We start from the raw sequence: 20,610 nt of genomic DNA, 5'->3' as shown, positions 1-20,610 counted from the left end.
CCTCTCCCTCTGGGAGAGGGCTGGGGTGAGGGCGGCGGCGGTGGATCGGGTGCGATCGCCATGAAGGCGGGGGTGCCCTCACCCCAGCCCTCTCCCAGAGGGAGAGGGAGTCATGCCAGCGTGCGCGCGGAGCAGGGCGAGACGCTCGCCAAGCAGCTCGCCCTCGTGATCGACCTCAACGTCTGCGTCGGCTGCCATGCCTGCGTGACCTCGTGCAAGCAATGGAACACCTCGGGCAGCGCCGGCCCCCTGGCCGACGAGCAGCCCTATGGCGCCAACCCGACCGGCACCTTCTTCAACCGCGTGCAGACCTACGAGGCCGGCGCCTTCCCGGGCACCGACACCATCCACTTCCCGAAGAGCTGTCTGCATTGCGAAGACCCGCCGTGCGTGCCCGTCTGTCCGACCGGCGCCAGCTACAAGCGCAAGGAAGACGGCATCGTGCTGGTCGACTACGACAAGTGCATCGGCTGCAAGTACTGCGCCTGGGCCTGTCCCTACGGCGCGCGCGAGCTCGACGAAGAGCGCCAGGTGATGACCAAGTGCACGCTGTGCGTGGACCGCATCTACGACGAGAAGCTGCCCAAGGAAGACCGCAAGCCCGCCTGCGTGAAGGCCTGCCCGACCGGCGCGCGGCTGTTCGGCGACGTCAAGGATCCGAATTCGGAAGTCTCGATCGCGATCCGCGAACGCGGCGGCTATTCGCTGATGCCCGAATGGGAAACCAACCCGGCCAATCAGTATCTGCCGCGGCGCGTGACCGACGTTGCGGGCGGCGCGAGCAAGATCGACCCGAAGCTGGGTGGGCTGTCATGAACCCGGCATTCTCGGTCGTCATCTTCACCACGATTGCCGGTGCCGCGCAGGGGCTGGTCGTCACGCTCGCATTGGCCGTGCTGGCGGGCCTGTCGCTCGCGCCGGCCTTTGCGAGCACCGCACTGATCGTCGCCGAGGTCCTGCTGCTGGTCGGGCTCGGTGCGTCATTCGGCCACCTGGGCCGGCCCGAGCGCGCCTGGCGCGCCGCGATGATGTGGCGCACCTCGTGGCTGTCGCGCGAGGTGATCGTGCTGCCGGCCTTCATCGCCGTGGTCGCGCTGTGGTGGCTGGCGCTGCGCAACGGCATCGACAGCATGGCGCTGCCGCTCGCCGCGCTCGTCATCGGCGCCTTGCTCTGGTACTGCACCGCGATGATCTATGCCTGCCTGCGCTTCATCCAGGAATGGGCGCAGCCGCTGACGCTGGTCAACTTCGCGCTCATCGGTCTCTCGTCGGGGCTGATCCTCGCGAGCGCGCTGGCGGCGCTGATGGGCGAGCACGCGCTGCTGCAGCTCACGGCACCGTGCGCGTTCGCGGTCACGGCGATCGCGTGGTTCACGCGCACGCTGGCCTTGCGCCGCAATGCCGCGCTGACGCCGCGCTCCACGCTGCAGTCGGCCACCGGCATCCGGGCGCCGAAGCTGATGCAGAAATCGATGGGCATGTCGGCTGGCTCGTTCAACACGCGCGAGTTCTTCCACGGCGCCAGCCGCTCGGCGTTGAAGCAGATCAAGCTGGCCTTCATCGTGCTGGGCTTCGCGTTGCCCTGCGTGTTGCTGCTGTGGGCGATGAGTTCGCAGTCGACCCTCGTCTTCGTGCTGGCGCTGGCAGTGCAGATACCGGGCCTGGTGGCCGAACGCTGGTTCTTCTTCGCGCAGGCGAAGCATCCGCAGAACCTGTACTACCAGTTCGTCTCCTGAGCTGACCATCGTCCTACAGCCGGTTGCGGCTTCGGCGGCGCGCGAGGACGGGCAGGGCCGCCTAAGCTGAGGTCGCAACAGCCTGCGACAGGCGAAAGGGACCTCATGACGATCCATGCTTTGAAACCGAAGTCACGCATCTCGTACGCACTGGTGATCGCGTGCGCCGCGCTCGCGCTCGGCGCCTGCGACGACCGCACCGGCAAGGGCACGGCATCGCGCAGCGCCGACCCCGACGTGCAAAAGGCCGAAAACGCGGTGGCTGCCGGCGCCAACAAGGCGGCCGAGCTGGCGGAGACCGCGCGCGACAAGACCGAGGCCTTCATCAAGTCGCCCGACGTGCAGCGCGACGCGGCGGCTGCGGGCCAGGCGCTGAAGAACGCGGGCAACGCGATGGTCGCGACGGTCGACGATGCGGCCATCACCGCCTCGGTGTCCACCGCGCTCGCCAAGGATCCGGAACTCAGCGCCGTGCGCATCGACGTCAACACCAAGGGCGGCGCGGTGAGCCTGCGCGGCCCGGCACCCAGCGCCGCCGCGAAGGCGCGCGCGAGCGAGATCGCCAAGGCCCAGACCGGCGTGAGTTCGGTCGACAACCAGCTCGAAGTGCGCTCGATGTGAAGCCGCTGCTTCAGGCAGGCTGCGCGTGCGTCTTCGCAGGCCGCACGCACAGCAGCAGGATGATCCCCGAGAGCGCGTAGAAGGCGATCACCAGCAGCATGCTGTAGACCGGGCTGCCGGTGCGCGCGCTGAGCCATCCGGTGACCGACGGGCCGGCGGCGGGACCGAGGTTGCCCAGGCTGCTGATGAGCGCGATGCCGCCGGCTGCGCTCGCCTTCGACAGGTACTCGGTCGTGGTCGTGAAGAACAGCGGCGTGGCCGCGATCCAGCCGATGCCGGCCAGCGTCAGGCCGGCCATCGACGCGGCCAGGTTCCCTTGCGACAGCGCGATGATCCCCATGCCCGCTGCCGCGGCCGCCACGCAGGCCATGTAGTGCCAGCGCCGCTCGCGATGCTTGTCGGAATGGCGGCCGATCCACACGGTCGCGAAGATGCCGCACAGCTGCGGCACGGCGGCGCACAGGCCCACCATCAGCAGGTCGGCCACGCCCCAGCTCTTGATCAGGCTCGGGATCCAGAACACCATCGTGTAGGTTGCACCCAGGAGCAGGAAGTAGGCGAGCGCGAGCGCATAGACCTTGGGATCGGCGAACAACTGGCCGAGCCCGGTGTGCGACGCCGACTCGACATCCTTCTCGTCGTGATCGAGCTGCCAGCGCAGGGTCTTCTTCTCGTCCTGCGACAGCCATTTCGCGTCCTCCGGCTTGTCCTGCAGGTAGAGGTAGGCCACGATGCCCAGCACCGCGGCGGGCAGCCCCTCGACGATGAACAGCCACTGCCAGCCGTGCAGGCCGCCTGCGCCGTTGGCGTACTTCATGATGGCGCCGCACAGCGGGCCGGCGACGACGCTCGAGATGGCGGTGGCGGTCATGAACAGCGCGATCATCTGGCCGCGCCGCGCCGACGGATACCAGTACGTGAAGTACAGGATGATGCCGGGAAAGAACCCCGCCTCGAAGACGCCGAGCAGGAAGCGCGCGACATAGAACTGCATCGGCGTCTCGACGAAGGCCATCGCCGTCGCGACGATGCCCCAGATCAGCATGATGCGAAGCAGCGTCTTGCGCGCGCCGATCTTCGCCAGCAGCAGGTTGCTCGGCACCTCGAACAGGAAGTAGCCGATGAAGAAGATGCCGGCGCCGAAGCCGTAGGTCGCATCGCTGAAGGTCAGCGTCTGCTTCATCTGCAACTGCGCGTAGCCGATGTTGATGCGGTCGAGGAACGCGACCGCATAGCACAGCATGAGAAAGGGAACGATGCGCCAGTTGACCTTGGCGTAGACCGCTTCGACGGCATCGCCGGCGCGCGACGCGACGCCCTTGCCGGTCGGATCGAGGGCTCGTGTGCTCATCGTTGTCTCCTGTGTTTTTTTGCAGCGGCCACGGCTATGCTTGGCTGCATGACGCGCAATCTAAACGCGGTGCACCCCGCAGCGGAAGGTGCGCTCGGACCGCTTGCAGGGTTCGTTGCGGACAAAGGAGCCGATCGCATGCAGCGCGCGACACCCAGCTTCGAACACCGCATCTATCCGGCCCACAAGATCGCGGCGCTGGTCGGCGTGCTGGTCGACAAGGGCGTGCCGGCGGCCGAGGTGCTGGCCGGCAGCGGCCTGGCGGAGAGCCGGCTGAACGCCGCCGCCACGCGCGTTTCCTACCGGCAGATGCTCACCGTGTGCCGCAATGCGATGCGCCTGTCGCCCGATCCTGCCGTGGCCCTGCAGGCGGGCCAGCGCATGCACGTCACCGCGTACGGCATGTACGGCTATGCGCTGCTGAGCAGCCCGACGCATGCGGACAGCGTCGACTTCGCGGTGAAGCATCACCGGGTGATGGGGCCGGCGGCCGACATGAGCGTCAGGCAGAGCGACGACGAAGTCATCTTCAGCTACCGGCCGGTGCTCGCGCCCGACCCGACCAATGCGTTCTACCGCTTCGTCACCGAGTTCCAGCTCTCCAGCCACCTGACCATCACCACCGATCTCTACGGCGCCGCCTTCCGCTTTTCGCAGGTTCGGCTGTCGTACCCCGCGCCGCCGCATGCGCCGGCCTACCGCAAGGTCTTCAAGTGCCCGGTGCACTTCGGGCAGCCGGTGGACGAGCTGCGCTTCAACAGCGACTGGCTGGCCGAGCCGATGCCCTTCGCCGATCCGATCACCAATGCGATGGCGCGCGAGATGTGCGAGAAGAGCCTGGCGGAGGTCGACCAGGCCGGCGGCATCGCGGCCGAGATCCGCCGCATCCTGGTCGGGCAGCCGGGCCGCTTCCCCGGCATCGAGGCGATGGCCGAGGCGCTGCGCCTGAACCCGCGCACGCTGCGCCGCAAGCTCGATGCCGAAGAGACCTCGTACCGGTCGATCCTGGCCGACGTGCGCATGCGCCTGGCCATCGGCTACCTGCGCGAGACCCGCATGACGAACGAGGAGATCGCGAGCCGCCTGGGCTACAGCGACGCGGCGAATTTCCGCCATGCGCTGTCGCGCTGGACCCGCAAGAACCCGTCGGATTTCCGCGCCTCGCACACAGGGGAGAACTTACCCTGAGTTGTCCGCAATCAACCCGCAAGCCGGCTCCATCGAACCTTCCGAAAGGCGGCCCACGTTCGTAGCCTATGTGCCCGATGCAACGCGAAAAGCGTATCGTTCATCGTCATCACGGAGACACGACATCATGAGTCTTGCAAGACTTCAGAACCTGAGCGGCCGCGTCGCGCTGGTCACCGGCGGCTCGCGCGGCCTGGGCCTGCAGATGGCCGAGGCGCTGGGTGAACTGGGCGCCAAGGTCGTGATCACCGCCCGCAAGGCCGACGAGCTGGCCGACGCGAAGGCGCATCTCGCGGCGATGGGCATCGAGGCGCTGCCCGTGGTGTGCGACATGAGCAATCTCGAAGGCATTCCCGCGATGGTCGACCAGGTCATCGCCGCGCTCGGCCCGATCGACATCCTCGTCAACAACGCCGGCACCAGCTGGGGCGCGCCGACCACCGAGCACACGCTGGATGCGTGGAACAAGGTGATGACGCTCAACGTGAGCGCGATCTTCGTCGCGACGCAGGAAGTGGGACGCCGCTGCATGGTGCCGCGCCGCCAGGGCAAGGTGATCAACATCGCCTCGGTCCAGGGCCTGTCCGGCGGCTATCCTGCCGGCACGCCGACGATCGCCTACAACGCCAGCAAGGGCGCGGTCGTGAACATGACGCGCATGCTGGCCAAGGAGTGGGCCGAGCACGACATCAACGTCAACGCCATCGCGCCGGGCTACTTCGAGACCAAGATGACCAAGTACATCATGGAGAACCAGCACGACCAGACCACCAACATGGCGCCGCTCAAGCGCACCGGCGGCCCCGAGGATCTGAAGGGCGTGACGGCGCTGCTGGCTTCCGATGCCTGTTCGTTCATCACCGGCCAGACCATCGCCGTCGATGGCGGCCTGACGGCCGTGTTCTGATTCCGAAGGACCGGCCATGGCGGAGCCCTCGTCGCTCGATGCGTTCGCGCTGGTGCGCGAGATGGCCTCGCAGATCGAGAAGAGCGTCAATGCCTACGCGCCCACGCTGCTGAAGTCGGACGAGTTCGCGCAAGGCGCGAACAAGGCGATGGGCGCGGCGCTGTTCTCCAAGAAGCTGGCGCAGGACCTGACGCAGCTCTATGTCGAGGCGCTGAACCTGCCGAGCCGCAAGGACATCCTGGCGCTCGCCGACCGGCTGCAGTCCATCGAGGACCGCATGATCGGCATGCAGGCGACGCTCGACCGCATGGCGGGCGGCGGCACTTCGGCCGCGCTGCCCGCGCCGCCGCGCACGCGCAAGCCGCCGCAAGAGCCGGTCGAGACCGTGGCGGCTGCGGCACCCTCCGCGCCCGCGCGCAAGCGAGGCCGAAAGGGCGCGACATGAGCGCGGCCGCGACGGACAGCGATTCGATCGCCGCCCGCATCAGTGCCGAGGTCGATCGCGCGCTGCAACGCAGCATCAAGGGGCTGGAGTACATGTCCTCGGGCGGCCCGGCGCTGGGCATGACGCCGCGCGACCTGATCCACCAGCGCGGCACGCTGGCGCTGTACCACTACCGGCCGTTGACGGACGAGATCTACCGCGTGCCGCTGCTGCTCGTGATGGCCGTGACCAACCGCGGCTACATCCTCGACCTGGCGCCGGGGCAGAGCCTGGTCGAGTTCCTGCTGAAGCAGGGCTACGACGTGTTCGTGATCGACTGGAACGCGCCGCGTCCGAGCGAAAAGAACCTGCGGCTCGAGGACTACACGCAGGACTTCATCCCCGACAGCATCCGGCGCGTTCAGCAGGCCACGGGTGTCGACGACGTGACGCTCGTCGGCTACTGCATGGGCGGCGTGCTGTCGACGATCTACACCGCGCTGCATCCCGACGGCCCGGTGAAGAATCTCGCCGTGTTCACGACGCCGATCGACTTCAGCGAGATGAAGCTGTTTTCCAAGTGGAGCGACCGGCGCTACTTCGATGTCGACAAGCTGGTCGACACGGTCGGCAACGCGCCGCCCGAGATGATCTACCGCTCCTTCGACATGCTGCGGCCGGCCGATCGCGTGCTCGGCCAGGTGCAGCTGCTCGACAACCTGTGGAACGACGAGTTCGTCAAGGGCTACCGCATGTTCGATCGCTGGGCCAGCGACATCCTGCCGCTGCCGGGCGAGTTCTTCCGCCAGACCACGAAGGAATTCATGTGGGAGAACAAGCTGCTGCGCAACGCACTCGTGGTCGGCGGCAAGAAGGTCGACCTGTCGAGGATCAAGGTGCCGCTGTTCCATGCGGTGGCCGAGCACGACCACATCGTGCCCTACGGCGCTGCCAGGCCGCTGGTCGCGATGGCCGGCTCGAAGGACAAGGAAGAGATCGTGCTGAAAGGGGGCCACGTCAGCGTCGTGGCCGGGGCAAACGCGGTCAAGCGGCTGTGGCCGCGGCTTGACGCATGGCTGGGGAAGCGTTCGACATGACCAACAACCGTTCTTACCCGCGCACGGTCGCGTGCGCCGGCGGCGAGGTGGTGTTCCGGCTGCTGACGCCGGACGACGGCGAGGCCGTGCTCGCGTTCGCACAGAAGCTGTCGGCGCACGACCTGCTGTTCCTGCGCCGCGACATCAGCCAGCCCAAGGTCGTCGCCGCCTGGATGGACGCCACGCGGCGCGGCGGCATCACCACCGTGCTCGCCGTGCGGGATGGCGCGGTGCTCGGCTGCGCGACCATCGTGCGCGATGCGCTCTCGTGGTCGCGCCATGTCGGCGAACTGCGCGTCATCCTCGAGCCCGGGTCGCGCGGCCAGGGCCTGGGTGGCCAGCTCACGCACGAAGCCTTCGCGCTCGCGATCGAGCTCGGCGTCGAGAAGCTGATGGCGCAGATGACGGTCGACCAGCGCGGCGCGATCGGCGTGTTCGAGGGCCTGGGCTTTCGCGCCGAGGCGCTGCTGCACGACCACGTGAAGGACCGCGAAGGCCGTACGCACGACATCGTGATCCTTGCCCACGACGTGGCGAAATTCCAGGCCCAGATGGCGGCCTACGGCCTGACGGAGGCACTCGAATGAGCGCATTGATTCAAGGCGCAGCCACGGCGTATGGCTATCCGCTGCTGATCAAGCAGCTGCTGCACGCGCCGATGGCGCATGCCCGCGCGCAGGAGATCGTCTACCGCGACCTGCGCCGTCACAGCTACGCCGAATTCCGCCTGCGCATCGCGCGGCTCGCCAGCGCGCTGCGCGGGCTCGGCATCGCGCACGGCGATACCGTCGCGGTGATAGACTGGGACAGCCACCGCTACCTCGAGGCGTATTTCGCGGTGCCGATGATGGGCGCGACGCTGATGACGGTGAATGTGCGGCTGTCGAACGACCAGATCGCCTACACGCTGAACCACTCGGGCGCGAAGCTGGTGCTGGTCAATGCCGAGTTCGCGCCGGTGCTCGACGCCATCCGCGACAAGCTGGACAAGGTGAAGGCCTTCGTGCTGCTGAGCGACGACGGCGCACCACCCGATGCCGGCTACGCGGGCGAGTACGAGCGCCTGCTCGGCCAGGCCGACAGCGCCTTCGACTTCGCCGACTTCGACGAGAACACGCGCGCGACCCTGTTCTACACGACCGGCACCACCGGCCTGCCCAAGGGCGTGTCCTTCAGCCACCGCCAGCTCGTGCTGCACACGCTCGCGACCATGGGCTTCATGGCCGCGAGCGCGCCGGGCCAGAGCTTGCGGCGCGACGACGTGTACATGCCGATCACGCCGATGTTCCACGTCCATGCCTGGGGCCTGCCGTATGTCGCGACCGCGATGGGCATCAAGCAGGTCTACCCCGGCCGCTACGAACCGAAGACCTTGCTGAAGCTGCGGCAGGCCGAGGGCGTGAGCTACTCGCACTGCGTGCCGACCATCCTGCAGATGCTGCTCGCGGTGCCGGCCGCGGAGGCCGGCGACCTGCACGGCTGGAAGATGGTGATCGGCGGCGCCGCGCTCCCGAAGGCGCTGTGCAGGGCGGCGCTCGAACGCGGCATCGATGTCTGGGCGGGCTACGGCATGTCGGAGAGCGGCCCGATACTGACCAACGGGCAGCTCAAGCCGGGCGGCCCGCCGCAGACGCTGGACGAGGAGATCGCGCTGCGCTGCAAGTCCGGCCTGCCGGCGCCGCTGGTCGAGCTGCGCATCGTCGACGAGGACATGCAGCCGCTGCCGCACGACGGCGTCGCCACCGGCGAGATCGTGGTGCGCGCGCCCTGGCTCGCGCAGGCGTACCACGACAATCCATCGGCGTCGCAGGCGCTGTGGGAGGGCGGCTACCTGCACACGCAGGACATCGGCTGCATCGATGCCGAGGGCTACCTCCAGATCACCGACCGGCTCAAGGACGTGATCAAGAGCGGCGGCGAATGGGTGTCCTCGATCGCGATCGAGGACCTGCTCGGCCAGCATGCGGCGGTCGCCGAGGCGGCCGTCTTCGGCGTCAAGGACGACAAGTGGGGCGAGCGGCCGATTGCGCTGGTCGTCGCGAAGGCCGGCTGCGCGGCCGAGGCGAACGAGGCCGCGCTGAAGGCGCACCTGCAGCAGTTCGTGGCGAGCGGCGTGATCTCGAAGTTCTCGATTCCTGCGACGATCCATTGCGTCGAGGCCATCGCCAAGACCAGCGTCGGCAAGATCAACAAGAAGGTGCTGCGGGAGCACTACGCGAGCGGATCGTCATGAAGATCGACGAACTGCTCCAGCAGGTGAGCACGCCGCTCGGTGCGGGCGCGTTCCCGCGTGGGCCGTACCGCTTCCACAACCGCGAATACCTGAACATCACCTACCGCACCGACGCGGCGGCGCTGCGCAAGGTCGTGCCCGAGCCGCTCGAGATCGAGGATCCGCTGGTGCGCTTCGAGATCATGCGCATGCCCGATACGACCGGCCTCGGCGACTACACCGAGTGCGGGCAGGCGGTCGTCGTCAAGCTCGGGCAGGAGCGCGGCGAGTACCTGCAGGCGATGTACGTGGACAACCACCCGGCGATCGCCAGCGGCCGCGAGGTCAGCGCGTACCCGAAGAAGCTCGGCGCGCCCAGGCTCTACGTCGATTCGGACACGCTGGTGGGCACGCTCGACTACGGCAGCCTGCGCATCGCGGTCGCGACCATGGGCTACAAGCACCAGCCGATGACCCCCGAGGATGCCAAGGCCGAGATCTGCGTGCCGACCTTCATGCTCAAGCTGATGCGCGGCTACGACCGCAGCATGCGCATCTGCGAACTGGTGCGCATGCAGATCAGCAACGTCGAAGTGAAGGGCGCCTGGCACGGGCCGGCGCGCCTGCAGCTGTTCGAGCACGTGCTCGCGCCGATGGCCGATTTCCCGGTGCGCGAGGTCGTCTCGGCCAGCCACATCGTGGCCGACCTGTCGCTGCCGGCGGCGGCCGTGGTGCACGACTATCTGGCGCGCTGAACCGAGGAGGGGTCGATGGACAGCTTGCAACGCTTTCAGAACGTCACGGTGATCGGCGCCGGCGTGATCGGCGCGTCGTGGGTCGCGCTGTTCCTGGCGAACGGCCTCCAGGTCGTCGTGCAGGATCCGCGCGCCGGCGTCGACGCCGAGGTGCGCGGCTACGTGGACCGCGCCGCCGACGCCTTGCGCGCCGTCGGGCTGAGCCCGGATTCGATCGCGAGCGGCCACGAGCGCCTGAGCTTCGAACCCGATCTGGCGCGTGCGGTCGCCAACGCCGATCTGGTCCAGGAGAACGGCCCCGAGCGCATCGATTTCAAGCGCGATCTGTGGCAGCGCGTCGCCGCCGCTGCACCGAAGCACGCGCTGCTGCTGTCGTCGAGTTCGGCGATGCCGGCGAGCGCGCAGGCCCGGGACATGGACGCGCCCGAGCGCATGCTGATCGGCCACCCGTTCAACCCGCCGCACATCATCCCGCTGGTCGAGGTGGTGCCGGGTGCGAAGACCTCGCCCGAGGCGGTGCAGGATGCGGTCGCGTTCTACACCGCGCTCGGCAAGACGCCGCAGGTCGTGCGCAAGGAAATCGGCGGCTTCGTCGCCAACCGCCTGCAGGCGGCGATCTTCCGCGAGTGCGTGTCGCTGGTCGCACAGGGCGTGGTCACGGTCGGCGAACTCGATTCGATCGTCACGCACTCGGTCGGCCTGCGCTGGGCGGTGGGCGGGCCGTTCGCGTCGTTCTACCTCGGCGGCGGCGACGACGGCATGCGCGGCTTCGTGCGCCAGTTCGGGCCCGGCATGGAGGCGCGCTGGCGTTCGATGGAGGCGCCGGTGGCGTTCGACGAGGCCACCTCGAAGACGCTGTTCGCGCAGAGCGACGCGGCCTTCGGCGGCCACACGCGCGCCGCGCTCGAGGCCGAGCGCGACGCGCGGCAGATTGCGATCCTGCAGGTGCTGGCGGTGCTGGACGCGCAACGATCATGAGTTCGGCCGCCACGCAAGCCGTGCGCGACGCGCTCGCGAACCGCCTCACGCACAGCGACGGCTTCGACCCGCATGCGCATCTCGGCCGCGTGCTCGCCGGCATCGGCATGGCGCCGCAGGACAGCGGCGGGCGCATCGAATTCATCGGCCGCGACCCGATCATCCCGAGCGTCTTCCGCATCGCGTCGGCCGCCGGCATCGGCCTCGCTGCCAAGTCGATCGCGATGGCCGCGCTGTGGCGCGCGCGCGGCGGGGCAGGGCAGGACATCGAGGTCGACCTGCGCAAGGCGCCGCACCGGCTCTGCCCGTTCTACGACCGCCGCTGGGAGCTGCTGAACGGCTATCCGCCGCGCAACCCGGCCGATCCCGAGACGCCGTTCTCGCTCGCGTTCTACGAGACGCGCGACAGCCGCTGGGTGATGCCGCTCAATCTCTATCCGCGGCTCAAGACCTCGACGCTGCGGCTGCTCGGCTGCGCCGACGATCCGAAGGCCGTTGCGGCGGCCATCCGCGGATGGAACGCGGCCGAACTCGAAGTGGCCGGCGCGAAGGCCGGCGTGGTGATGCCGATGATCCGCTCGGCCGAGGAGTTCCTGGCCGAGCGCCACTACCTCGACGCGCTGCAGGACCTGCCGCTGATCGAGATCGAGAAGATCGGCGAATCCGACCCCATCCCGTTCACGCCCCACCCGCAGGCGCCGCTGTCGGGCATCCGCGCGCTCGGGCTCGCGCGCGTGATCGCGGGCGCCGGCACGGGACGCGCGCTGGCGCTGCACGGCGCCGACGTGCTCAACATCTGGCGCCCGACCGACTTCGAGATCGACCTGCTGTACGCGACCGCGAACGTCGGCGTGCGCTCGGCCACGCTCGACGTGGCCTCGGCCGATGGCGCGGCGACCATGCGCGGGCTGCTCGGCGGCGCGGACGTGTTCTATGCCAACCGGCGCGCCGGCTTCCTCGCCGGGCGCGGCCTCTCGCCGCACGAGGCCGCCGCCGTGCGGCCGGGCATCGTCCATGCGACGATCAGCCTGCACGGCCAGACCGGGCCGTGGGCCGACCGGCCCGGCTTCGACCAGTCGGCGGGCTGCGTCTCGGGCGTGGTCACCCTCGAGGGCAGCGAAAGCGCGCCGAAGCTGCCGGCCATCCTGGTCGTCAACGACTACCTCGGTGCCTGGCTGCTGACGACCGGCATCGTTGCCGCGCTGATGCGCCGCGCGCGCGAGGGCGGCAGCTACCGCGTGCACGTGTCGCTGACGCGGCTGTCGGTCTGGCTCTACACGCTCGGCCTGTTCGACAAGGGCTATGCGCAGGCCACGGCGAACGGCAGCGCGGATCACCGCTACCTCGACCCCGACCTGTTCCAGGCCGACACGCCGCTCGGCGCGTACCAGGGCGTGACCGAGCAGGTCCGGATGTCGCTCACGCCCGGCGCCTACCGGCACGTGCTGCTGCCCAGGGGATCGTGCCGGCTGGCATGGGAGCAGCAGGGCTGAGGCGTCGTCCCTATACTGGCACGCCCCCCTGCACGGAGACACGACCATGTCCAGCACGCTGCCTGCCACGACGCTTGAATTGCGTTCCCTCGTCAAGAACACCGGAGAGCTCGAACTGTCCCTGCAAGAGGTGCCGCTGCCGCAGCCGGCCGCGACCGAGGTCGTGGTGCGCGTCGAGGCCGCGCCGATGAATCCGTCCGACCTCGGCCTGTTGTTCGGCGCCGCCGATCTGCGCACCGCCAAGGCGTCGGGCAGCCCATCCAGGCCGGTGGTCACCGCCCCCATTCCCGAGGCGATGATGAAGGCCATGGCCGGCCGCATGGACGAGTCCATGCCGGTCGGCAACGAAGGTGCGGGCGTGGTCGTCGCCGCGGGCGCATCCCCCGCGGCGCAGGCGCTGATGGGCAAGACGGTGTCGATGATCGGCGGCGCGATGTACACGCAGTACCGCTGCCTGGACGTCGCCGGCTGCATGCTGCTGCCCGAAGGCACGACGGCGGCCGAGGGCGCATCGGCCTTCGTCAATCCGTTGACCGCGCTCGGCATGGTCGAGACGATGCGGCGCGAAGGGCACAAGGCGCTGGTGCACACGGCGGCCGCCTCCAACCTCGGCCAGATGCTCAACCGGATCTGCCTCCAGGACGGCATCGGTCTGGTGAACATCGTGCGCCGGCAGGAACAGGCCGAGATCCTGCGCGCGTTGGGCGCGACGCACGTGTGCGATGCCAGCGCCCCGGGTTTCATGCAGGACCTGACGGAGGCGCTGGCCGCCACCGGCGCGACGCTGGCCTTCGACGCGATCGGCGGCGGCAAGCTCGCGGGCCAGATCCTGACCTGCATGGAAGCAGCGATCAACCGCAGCGCGACCACGTACAGCCGCTACGGCTCGAGCACGCACAAGCAGGTCTACATCTACGGCGGGCTCGACCGCGGCCCGACCGAATTCACGCGCGGCTTCGGCATGGCCTGGGGGATGGGCGGGTGGCTGCTGTTCCCCTTCCTGCAGAAGATCGGTGCCGAGGGTGCCGGGAAACTCAAGGCACGCGTCGCTGCGGAGATCAAGACCACCTTTGCGAGCCGCTATACCAAGCAGGTGTCGCTGGCCGGTGCGCTCGGGCTGGCCGAGATCGCGGTCTATTCGAAGCACGCGACGGGGGAGAAGTACCTGCTGGTTCCGAATGCCTCGTCGTCGTAGACCGCTCGCCCCTCGCACATCCACCGGCTGGAAGGCAAGCATCGACGATCCCCTGATTCAGACCGGGCGCGTCGGTGCGACTTGCTTCACGGACGACGGCGATCGGGTGCTCGATCTACAGCGGCAGGCGCTTCGGCCGGATGCAGACGCACGCGATGATTCGCAAGTGGTGTCCCGAGCCGGTCCGCACAATCGTCCGCCGACACCTCACTGAGCGTGGTCGCACTCAACCGCGATGGACTCCGCTGAAAGACGGGGCTTCTCCCGAGCAAACTGCGGTGAACAACTGCGGCCCCTCCCCCATGAACAGGGTATGTTGCGGAACGACCTCGTCCCTACAGTCCATTGCACCTGCGACGTGGTCGCACTCGAAAGCCAGACATGAAACTCCACATATTTCGGATGTTCCCGCCTGGCCGCCCATTGAGTTGCCGTTTGTGCGCATTGCTCCCGAAGGCTGGCAAGAATTTGTACCAATAATGCAGGTTCGTGTATTGAATTTTCGAGCCTCCCATGTCCTTTCTTCGCCGTGATATTCAGGCACTGGCCATCGCCATCGCGGCAGTGAGCATCCTGGGTCCGGCCCAAGCCGCCAATTCGAGCGTCGACGACCTGTTGAAGATGACCGACCAGCTCGACCAAATGGACAAGGCCGATTTCGACCAGGCCCTCTTCGACGCCAACCGCTGCACCAAGGCCCGCGACTTCGCCTGCTCCGAGGCACAACTTCGAGTGGCGCGCAAGGTGGCCAACGGAACGAATGCGAAGAGCCAATTGCGCCTGGCTGAAGAAGGGCTCGCGGCCGAAAAGAAGCAACTCGAAGAAGAATTGCTGGCACTGGAGCGCCGTCAGAAAGAACTCGAGCGCGCCGAAGCGCGTCTGCGCGAGACGGAGCGGCAGGCACAAGCCGCGCGCGATGCGGACAGCGGGATGAGCACGGCCGAAGGTGCGGCGCTGTTTGCCGGGCTGCTCTCGCAATCGCTGCGCAACCAGGCGGCCGGACGCGCGATGGAGCAGGCGAACGCACGCCGTTTCGATGCACAACAAGCCGAGGTGGCCGCCAACATTGCGCGTGACCAGCAACGTTTTGCGCAGGAACGCGCGCGGCTGGAAGCCCAGCGTTCCGCTTTGCAGCAACAGCAACGCCAAGTTTCAGCGCCGCCACCGCCGGTACGGCTAACGCCCCCTCCACCCATCGCGGGGGCCACCGCGCCGGCGCCAGCAACGACGGCGCGCGAGAGCCAGGACCCGACACCGCGAAGCCCGCAGCCGATACAGCGCGACGTGGTGATTGCCGCCAGCGCATCTCCTCAAAGAATGCAGCCAGTTGGGGCCGCGCGCACCGGCTCCGGCGACAACACCCGGACTGCCGCAGCCACCACAGCAGACGGCGTTGCTGCGGCCGAAACGCCCGAGGCCTTGGCCTTTTGTTGGCAAACCAAGCAGGGCAACTGGCTGTGCGACGGCAAGAGCCAGGACACCACGCTCGCCGACAAGGACCTGGACGCGCAAATCGCCCTGGTGAACTGCAAGCAGCCCATTCGCCTGACGCGCGACATGGTGACTTTGACCAGCCTGCGCGTAGCAGCCTGGGGCCAAAAAACAGGCTGGCTCTACAGCTGCGGTGAAAAGCTGCAGCCGGGCAACACCGGCGCTGTGACCTGGAACCGCGACATTCGGCGCTTCTGGAGCGGCATCAAGTTCTGAGTGTCCATGTCCGCATTCTTTGGGCAGCACTTACAACCTCTGCACCGCTCCTGCAAGCCGCACCATCCCCCACATTGCAAATGACAAACCGTCTCCGCCATCACCTTCTTGGCCTGGCACTGGTGCAAGCCGCACTGGTCTTGCCACTCGACCTGGCCGCGCAAACCCGGCCGGCCAAAGGGGCTGCCACGGCCGGCGGACCCGGCGCTGCGACAGCCGCGGAACGCGCTGTTTTGCGGGTGGCCTGTGAAGGCGACAACGTGGGTGCCGCAATCACCCTCAACGGCCGGTTCAAAGGCGAATGCCCGGTCGACATCACGGTGCTGGAGGGCCGCATTCAACTGCGAGCCGTCAAGCAGGTGGATGACTCGCGAGAGAGGACGTTTGAGCAAGGCTTTTCAGTCGTCGGGGGCACAGGCAAACGCATCGACGTGGTCCTGGGCCCCGTACAACTCACCGCCGACGCGCAACAGCGTGAATCGCAGCGCGCCAAAGAGGCGCAGCAACGCAAGGCCGATGCCCTGGCGGCCGCCATCAAAGCCGCCGAAGGCGGCGACGCCTCAGCCATGTATTCACTCGGCCGGCGCTTCGAACTGGGCCACGGCCTGCCCATCGACTATGCGCAGGCCGCGGCCTGGTACGGCAAGGCTGCGGATGCAGGTGATGGCCGCGCTGCATCCCAACTGGGGTACATGTACCTGGCCGGGTCTGGCGTTCGGAGCGACAAGCCAACGGCGATGAAGTTCATCAAGAAAGCGGCCGACCTCAACGACCCACGCGGCTTGGGGCTGTGGGCGCTCAACGGGTACCCCATGCGTGGCAACGACTTCGCACCGGAAGCAATCTCCCTTTATCAGCGCGGCGCAGAAGGAGGCGACCCGCAAAGCCAGCACTTCATGTATGTCATTGGCAGTGCCGCTGGACAATCGGCCAAGAGTCAAGAGTGGGCACGCATGTCAAGAGAGGGGTATCGCCGACAAGCCGAGGACGGCGACTTTATTGCGATGTTCGGATTCGCTGACTCGTACAGATATTTCGAATACGACAATGCGCGCTACATGGAGTTCACCCGCGACGCGATAGGCGCCGCCGAGAAGGCCGCGGCTGCAGGCAACTCCTGGGCCGCTCTCAAAGTGGCACTGGCCCATTACGATCTGTTCCACGCCGATTCCGGTGGCAACAAAGATGCGGAAAAGGCCGCCGCACGGGAGTGGCTGAAGAAGGCCGCTGACTTGGGAGAACCGCAAGGCAAGTGGGGTCTGGCAAACATGACCTTCGACTGAGCAGAAGGGCGCCCGCGGGGCAATAGGTGAAGCATTGTCAGGTCAAAGGTTGACGCCGTTGTTTTGACGTCGTCTGACCATCCTGGGCCGATCAGGCGCGCTGGCCACCAGAGGCCGTGATCCGTTCGCCGGTCACCCAGGCCGAATCATCGGAGGCCAGGAACAGCGCCACGCGAGCGATGTCGTCCGGCATGCCAGGACGACCGAACGGGATCGTCGCGACCATGGTGTCGACGGCCTCCTGCGGCCAAGCCAGAGCCGCGATGCCTTCAGTGAAAGTGGCACCCGGTGCGATGCTGTTGACGCGGATTTTCTTCGGTGCGAGTTCGATCGAGGTCACGCGCGTGACGGAGTCCACAGCGCTCTTGGATGCCGCGTAGATCACCGAGTTGGGCATGTAGCCGACACTGGCGATGGAACTGATGTTGATGATGCTGCCGCCGTTCGGGCCGATGTACTTCGCCGCTTCTTGCGTTGCAGTGATCACGCCGAGCACGTTCGTGCTGAACTCGCGATGGAATTCTTGCTCCGTGGAATCCTGTAGGGATGCGAAGGCGTAGACGCCCGCATTGTTCACCAGGATGTCGAGAGCGCCGAAGGCGCGCTTCGACTCTTCGAACAGTCGCTGGATATCGGCGGTCTTCGAGAAGTCGGCCTGAATGGCCACGGCCTTGCCGCCGGAACGCTTGATCTCGGCGACGAGGGCATTCGCTGCTTCCTTGCTGGTCGCGTAGTTCACGACGACGGAGGCGCCGGAATTGGCGAAAAGCCTGGCAATTCCGGCGCCGATCCCTTTGGAGGCGCCGGTGACGATGGCAACCTTGCCGGTCAGTGTGGTCATGAATTGATGTCCTATCGATTGACGGCGCCACGTCGGCGTCTGGATGGACTGTCGTCGATCGATGAACGCATGAGTAGGTGCGCCGACAACTAAGACTTATTCGCCAAATGGATCGCTCACCCCACCGAACATTGAGCCGATCGATCTGCTAGCGGCGAAGTTCCGCGATCAGGTACTCGACGAGCGCGCGTGCCGAGGGCTTCGGTTGTCGACCTGGCGTGAACATGCCATGGACTTCGACCTCGCCCATCTTCCAATCGGGAAGCAGTTGAATCAACGAGCCGCGCGCGAGTTCGGCCCGACATCCCCACAGAGCTGTGGTCACGACACCGATTCCCGCCACGGCGGCAGCGACCGCCGCTTCGTTGACGGATACGGTCAGATGACTGTTGATGCGGATCACCACGCTTTGGCCATCCTTCTGAAAGGACCATGTGCCGGCGCTCGTTCCAGCAGGCCCGACGATGCCCGCGTGCGCAGCCAGGTCTGCGGGCGTCTTGGGCGTGCCCCTCGCCTTCAGATAAGTCGGCGACGCCACGAGCACTCGCTGCGTTCGGCCGATCAGGCGCGCGGTGGCACTCGAATCGGCCAACTCGCCGAGGCGAAGTGCGACATCGACACCTTCCTTGATGGTGTCTTGCCGTTGATCGCTCATCAACAAGCTGACGTTCAGCGAAGGATGGCGCGCCAGAAAGCCCGGCATCACGGGGATGATTTCGCGCACGCCAAAGCTTGCAGGCATGGCCACACGCAGTGACCCACGCAGTTCCCTCGATCCACGTGCCTCGTGATCGGCTTCCTCAAGGGACGCCAGGATGGCTTCGATACGGGCCAGATATTCGTTGCCGACGTCCGTCAGCGTGACAGCCCGCGTCGTGCGGGTAATCAACGCCCCGCCAACGTCTCTTTCCAGCGCCGCGATGATGCGCGATACCGACGGCTGTGAAAGATCTAGCTCTCGCGCCGCAGCCGAGAAGCTTCCCGTTCGGGCGACGCGCACGAAAAGTCGCAGCGCCAGCAGTTTGTCGTTCATGCGAGAAGTGTGTCGTAGACCGAGCGCGCGAACACCGCCCAATGAGACCGTTGCTACCTGGCCAGGGCCACCAGCTTTTCCTTGGCACTCTGCAGGAAGCCTCCGCGTTCAATGCCACGCTTTGCCTTGGTTTCACCTTCTGCAATGATTTCGAACGCAGTGGGCGCAGCCAGTTTCCGGCCAAGGTCGTCGCGTATGGCGAGCGCGGCGTGACGCTTGCTGGAAATGACGTGGACCTGGAGGTGCCGGCCGATAGCTGCCGAGACCTTCCGGCAGGCCGCTGACATTGCCGCTTCATCGGGGACCTGCTGGCCGTGCACAACGAGCAGTTCAATCGTGGCGTCCTTGCCTTCTCCGAGGATGTAGGCGCGCAGAACAGAATCCCTGAACTTTGAACGCAGCATCGTACGCAGGGGTTCGGCGGCAGCGAACGACTTGAGCGCGAGAGACCGAAGCTCGTTGTAGAAAACGAACGACATGTTCGCCTCGACCGTTTCAGGTTCGTCGGCTTCCGACTTGTGCCTGGTCAGAATGCCGCTCTGGACGAGATGCTCCTGTGTCCGCTCAACTTCGTCTGCATCCAATCTCGTCTTCCTGGCGAGCTCCGCGACGGAAAACCTGTGGGTCGGTGCTGCGAAAACGACCTTCAGCAACTTCTGGATTTCTGGCGCGAGGAGAAAATCTGCGGCACTCATTCTGGCTTCAAACAACTGCTACCCTGTGACGACCGGCCGTTGCCCCATGCGAACGCATGGGAGGTCAGCGGCATTTCTAACACAGAGGGCATCACGGCTGCCTCTGCCCAGCAACATTTCAGCGCCCGACGAGGAGTGTGAATATGGAATCAGCCGTCGCCGCGACTTTCGACGAAGCCTATTACCGACGCTACTACTTCGACAAGAAGACCAAGGTGGTGGACCCCCAGCATGTCGAACGGTTGGGCGCGTTTGTCTGCGCCTACCTGCGATACCTGCGCGTGCCCGTCAGGCGAGTGCTGGACGTGGGTTGCGGCATCGGGCTCTGGCGCGACATCGTGGCGCGGCAATTCCCCTTGGCCAGTTACCACGGCGTCGAGTTCAGCGAATACCTGTGCGGGCGCTACGGGTGGGAGCGCGGCTCGGTGGTGGACTACCAGGCCAGGAAGCCCTTTGACTTCGTCATCTGCCAGGGCGTGCTGCCCTATCTCAGCCCGCCGGATGTGAAGCGCGCTCTGCGCAACCTGAATTTGCTGAGTCAGGGCGCCCTGTATGTGGAGGCCGTGACGCGCGAGGACTATGCGCGCGACATCGTCGATGAGGACCTGACCGACCCGCACATCTTTCGCCACAGCGCCGAGGTGTACCGAGCCGGGCTGTCTCGGCACTTTCAGGAGGTGGGCGGCGGCGTGTGGCTGAGCCGGCAAGCCGAGTTGCCACTGTTCTCTCTGGAGTGCGCAGCAGAGTGACGTCTCCCCGGAAATCCCTCCAGGACCTCCGTGCCCAGGCTCCCCGCCTCCATCGCGTTCGGCCAACTTCCATGCCGTGCGTCCACTTCTTCACGGTACAAGGCGGCCTCGGGGAGGCAAACTGATGCGATGTTCAGGGCACTCTTTCTCCTCTTCGCCGTTCTCCTGCCGATTGGATTGGTCTACGCTTTCGGCGCTTGGACGCTGCTCGCGCTGTTCGGGGTGATGGCCGCAACACTGCTCTTCTCAACCCGCAAGGCACGCGGCGCCGAGGCGACGCAGGGCGGCAGGCTTACCGGATACCACACCACCACGACGGCGAACTTCTAGGCTCCGCCCATCAAC

The 20,610-nt window shown here is 66.7% G+C and carries 21 protein-coding genes; 17 read left to right on the top strand and 4 right to left on the bottom strand.

The window, feature by feature from the left end; genetic code table 11:
• Window positions 1-60 precede the first annotated feature (60 nt).
• The 3 genes from E5P2_RS18545 (at window position 61) to E5P2_RS18535 (ending at window position 2,357) form a co-directional block, all read left to right on the top strand.
• Window positions 61-816, top strand: a complete 756-nt coding sequence (locus E5P2_RS18545) for a 4Fe-4S dicluster domain-containing protein (protein WP_162570555.1) — start codon at window positions 61-63, stop codon at window positions 814-816.
• On the top strand, window positions 813-1,736 hold the full coding sequence (locus tag E5P2_RS18540; protein WP_162568565.1) for a dimethyl sulfoxide reductase anchor subunit family protein: 924 nt from the start codon (window positions 813-815) through the stop codon (window positions 1,734-1,736). The genes E5P2_RS18545 and E5P2_RS18540 overlap by 4 nt, the downstream gene beginning before the upstream one ends.
• Before the next feature lie 105 nt (window positions 1,737-1,841).
• Window positions 1,842-2,357, top strand: coding sequence for a BON domain-containing protein (locus tag E5P2_RS18535; protein WP_162568564.1), 516 nt, complete (start codon window positions 1,842-1,844; stop codon window positions 2,355-2,357).
• A 10-nt stretch (window positions 2,358-2,367) separates the two neighbouring features.
• Here E5P2_RS18535 and E5P2_RS18530 read toward each other — a convergent pair whose 3' ends face one another.
• A complete protein-coding gene (locus E5P2_RS18530; protein ID WP_162568563.1) occupies window positions 2,368-3,708 on the bottom strand; it encodes an MFS transporter in 1,341 nt (446 codons plus the stop codon).
• Between the two features lie 138 nt (window positions 3,709-3,846).
• On the opposite strand from E5P2_RS18530, the gene E5P2_RS18525 reads away from it, so the two are divergent.
• From E5P2_RS18525 to E5P2_RS18470, 12 genes are all read left to right on the top strand, one after another.
• Entirely contained in the window at window positions 3,847-4,896 is a 1,050-nt protein-coding gene (locus E5P2_RS18525; RefSeq protein WP_197908514.1) for an AraC family transcriptional regulator, read from the top strand.
• A 124-nt stretch (window positions 4,897-5,020) separates the two neighbouring features.
• Window positions 5,021-5,803 (top strand): SDR family oxidoreductase, encoded by a 783-nt coding sequence (locus E5P2_RS18520; protein ID WP_197908591.1) that lies wholly within the window; start codon window positions 5,021-5,023, stop codon window positions 5,801-5,803.
• 16 nt (window positions 5,804-5,819) lie between these two features.
• A complete protein-coding gene (locus tag E5P2_RS18515; RefSeq protein WP_162568561.1) occupies window positions 5,820-6,248 on the top strand; it encodes a hypothetical protein in 429 nt (142 codons plus the stop codon).
• Complete coding sequence (locus E5P2_RS18510; protein WP_162568560.1) at window positions 6,245-7,324, top strand: PHA/PHB synthase family protein; 1,080 nt, start codon at window positions 6,245-6,247, stop codon at window positions 7,322-7,324. The genes E5P2_RS18515 and E5P2_RS18510 overlap by 4 nt, the downstream gene beginning before the upstream one ends.
• On the top strand, window positions 7,321-7,911 hold the full coding sequence (locus E5P2_RS18505) for a GNAT family N-acetyltransferase (protein WP_162568559.1): 591 nt from the start codon (window positions 7,321-7,323) through the stop codon (window positions 7,909-7,911). The genes E5P2_RS18510 and E5P2_RS18505 overlap by 4 nt, the downstream gene beginning before the upstream one ends.
• Window positions 7,908-9,557: a fatty acid--CoA ligase gene (locus tag E5P2_RS18500; protein ID WP_162568558.1), complete on the top strand. Its 1,650-nt coding sequence runs from the start codon at window positions 7,908-7,910 to the stop codon at window positions 9,555-9,557. The genes E5P2_RS18505 and E5P2_RS18500 overlap by 4 nt, the downstream gene beginning before the upstream one ends.
• Window positions 9,554-10,291 carry an acetoacetate decarboxylase gene (locus E5P2_RS18495; RefSeq protein ID WP_162568557.1) on the top strand — a complete coding sequence of 246 codons (738 nt, stop codon included), beginning with the start codon at window positions 9,554-9,556 and terminating at the stop codon, window positions 10,289-10,291. The genes E5P2_RS18500 and E5P2_RS18495 overlap by 4 nt, the downstream gene beginning before the upstream one ends.
• A 15-nt stretch (window positions 10,292-10,306) precedes the next feature.
• Entirely contained in the window at window positions 10,307-11,269 is a 963-nt protein-coding gene (locus E5P2_RS18490) for a 3-hydroxyacyl-CoA dehydrogenase NAD-binding domain-containing protein (RefSeq protein WP_162568556.1), read from the top strand.
• Window positions 11,266-12,762, top strand: a complete 1,497-nt coding sequence (locus tag E5P2_RS18485; RefSeq protein WP_162568555.1) for a CoA transferase — start codon at window positions 11,266-11,268, stop codon at window positions 12,760-12,762. The genes E5P2_RS18490 and E5P2_RS18485 overlap by 4 nt, the downstream gene beginning before the upstream one ends.
• A 46-nt stretch (window positions 12,763-12,808) precedes the next feature.
• Window positions 12,809-13,957, top strand: a complete 1,149-nt coding sequence (locus tag E5P2_RS18480) for a zinc-binding dehydrogenase (protein ID WP_162568554.1) — start codon at window positions 12,809-12,811, stop codon at window positions 13,955-13,957.
• A gap of 513 nt (window positions 13,958-14,470) precedes the next feature.
• Window positions 14,471-15,664 (top strand): hypothetical protein, encoded by a 1,194-nt coding sequence (locus E5P2_RS18475; protein ID WP_162568553.1) that lies wholly within the window; start codon window positions 14,471-14,473, stop codon window positions 15,662-15,664.
• A gap of 80 nt (window positions 15,665-15,744) precedes the next feature.
• A complete protein-coding gene (locus E5P2_RS18470) occupies window positions 15,745-16,947 on the top strand; it encodes a tetratricopeptide repeat protein (RefSeq protein WP_162568552.1) in 1,203 nt (400 codons plus the stop codon).
• 91 nt (window positions 16,948-17,038) lie between these two features.
• Here the strand turns inward: E5P2_RS18470 and E5P2_RS18465 are convergent, their stop codons facing one another.
• The 3 genes from E5P2_RS18465 to E5P2_RS18455 form a co-directional block, all read right to left on the bottom strand.
• Window positions 17,039-17,788, bottom strand: a complete 750-nt coding sequence (locus E5P2_RS18465; RefSeq protein WP_162568551.1) for a glucose 1-dehydrogenase — start codon at window positions 17,786-17,788, stop codon at window positions 17,039-17,041.
• Between the two features lie 148 nt (window positions 17,789-17,936).
• Entirely contained in the window at window positions 17,937-18,821 is an 885-nt protein-coding gene (locus tag E5P2_RS18460) for a LysR family transcriptional regulator (protein ID WP_162568550.1), read from the bottom strand.
• 53 nt (window positions 18,822-18,874) lie between these two features.
• Window positions 18,875-19,516, bottom strand: coding sequence for a hypothetical protein (locus tag E5P2_RS18455; protein ID WP_162568549.1), 642 nt, complete (start codon window positions 19,514-19,516; stop codon window positions 18,875-18,877).
• 143 nt (window positions 19,517-19,659) lie between these two features.
• Here E5P2_RS18455 and E5P2_RS18450 point away from each other — a divergent pair, with 143 nt between their 5' ends.
• Both E5P2_RS18450 and E5P2_RS18445 read left to right on the top strand, forming a co-directional pair.
• Window positions 19,660-20,265 (top strand): class I SAM-dependent methyltransferase, encoded by a 606-nt coding sequence (locus E5P2_RS18450; protein ID WP_162568548.1) that lies wholly within the window; start codon window positions 19,660-19,662, stop codon window positions 20,263-20,265.
• Between the two features lie 129 nt (window positions 20,266-20,394).
• The gene (locus E5P2_RS18445; RefSeq protein WP_162568547.1) at window positions 20,395-20,595 is read left to right on the top strand and encodes a hypothetical protein; all 201 of its coding nucleotides are present in this window, start codon (window positions 20,395-20,397) and stop codon (window positions 20,593-20,595) included.
• Window positions 20,596-20,610: the final 15 nt, after the last annotated feature.

The sequence above is a fragment of the Variovorax sp. SRS16 genome (genome assembly GCF_901827165.1).
In the GTDB taxonomy this organism is placed as follows: domain Bacteria; phylum Pseudomonadota; class Gammaproteobacteria; order Burkholderiales; family Burkholderiaceae_C; genus Variovorax.
This window is presented reverse-complemented; position numbering and strand designations above follow the sequence as displayed.

Excerpts from the sequence above, each read along its gene's own strand:
- E5P2_RS18500 (WP_162568558.1), top strand. The coding sequence starts at position 7,908 with ATGAGCGCATTGATTCAAGGCGCAGCCACGGCGTATGGCTATCCGCTG.
- E5P2_RS18445 (WP_162568547.1), top strand. The coding sequence starts at position 20,395 with ATGTTCAGGGCACTCTTTCTCCTCTTCGCCGTTCTCCTGCCGATTGGA.
- E5P2_RS18465 (WP_162568551.1), bottom strand. The coding sequence starts at position 17,788 with ATGACCACACTGACCGGCAAGGTTGCCATCGTCACCGGCGCCTCCAAA.
- E5P2_RS18455 (WP_162568549.1), bottom strand. The coding sequence starts at position 19,516 with ATGAGTGCCGCAGATTTTCTCCTCGCGCCAGAAATCCAGAAGTTGCTG.
- E5P2_RS18480 (WP_162568554.1), top strand. The coding sequence starts at position 12,809 with ATGTCCAGCACGCTGCCTGCCACGACGCTTGAATTGCGTTCCCTCGTC.
- E5P2_RS18460 (WP_162568550.1), bottom strand. The coding sequence starts at position 18,821 with ATGAACGACAAACTGCTGGCGCTGCGACTTTTCGTGCGCGTCGCCCGA.
- E5P2_RS18515 (WP_162568561.1), top strand. The coding sequence starts at position 5,820 with ATGGCGGAGCCCTCGTCGCTCGATGCGTTCGCGCTGGTGCGCGAGATG.
- E5P2_RS18470 (WP_162568552.1), top strand. The coding sequence starts at position 15,745 with ATGACAAACCGTCTCCGCCATCACCTTCTTGGCCTGGCACTGGTGCAA.
- E5P2_RS18495 (WP_162568557.1), top strand. The coding sequence starts at position 9,554 with ATGAAGATCGACGAACTGCTCCAGCAGGTGAGCACGCCGCTCGGTGCG.
- E5P2_RS18530 (WP_162568563.1), bottom strand. The coding sequence starts at position 3,708 with ATGAGCACACGAGCCCTCGATCCGACCGGCAAGGGCGTCGCGTCGCGC.
- E5P2_RS18535 (WP_162568564.1), top strand. The coding sequence starts at position 1,842 with ATGACGATCCATGCTTTGAAACCGAAGTCACGCATCTCGTACGCACTG.
- E5P2_RS18525 (WP_197908514.1), top strand. The coding sequence starts at position 3,847 with ATGCAGCGCGCGACACCCAGCTTCGAACACCGCATCTATCCGGCCCAC.
- E5P2_RS18540 (WP_162568565.1), top strand. The coding sequence starts at position 813 with ATGAACCCGGCATTCTCGGTCGTCATCTTCACCACGATTGCCGGTGCC.
- E5P2_RS18475 (WP_162568553.1), top strand. The coding sequence starts at position 14,471 with ATGTCCTTTCTTCGCCGTGATATTCAGGCACTGGCCATCGCCATCGCG.
- E5P2_RS18485 (WP_162568555.1), top strand. The coding sequence starts at position 11,266 with ATGAGTTCGGCCGCCACGCAAGCCGTGCGCGACGCGCTCGCGAACCGC.
- E5P2_RS18545 (WP_162570555.1), top strand. The coding sequence starts at position 61 with ATGAAGGCGGGGGTGCCCTCACCCCAGCCCTCTCCCAGAGGGAGAGGG.
- E5P2_RS18450 (WP_162568548.1), top strand. The coding sequence starts at position 19,660 with ATGGAATCAGCCGTCGCCGCGACTTTCGACGAAGCCTATTACCGACGC.
- E5P2_RS18490 (WP_162568556.1), top strand. The coding sequence starts at position 10,307 with ATGGACAGCTTGCAACGCTTTCAGAACGTCACGGTGATCGGCGCCGGC.
- E5P2_RS18505 (WP_162568559.1), top strand. The coding sequence starts at position 7,321 with ATGACCAACAACCGTTCTTACCCGCGCACGGTCGCGTGCGCCGGCGGC.
- E5P2_RS18510 (WP_162568560.1), top strand. The coding sequence starts at position 6,245 with ATGAGCGCGGCCGCGACGGACAGCGATTCGATCGCCGCCCGCATCAGT.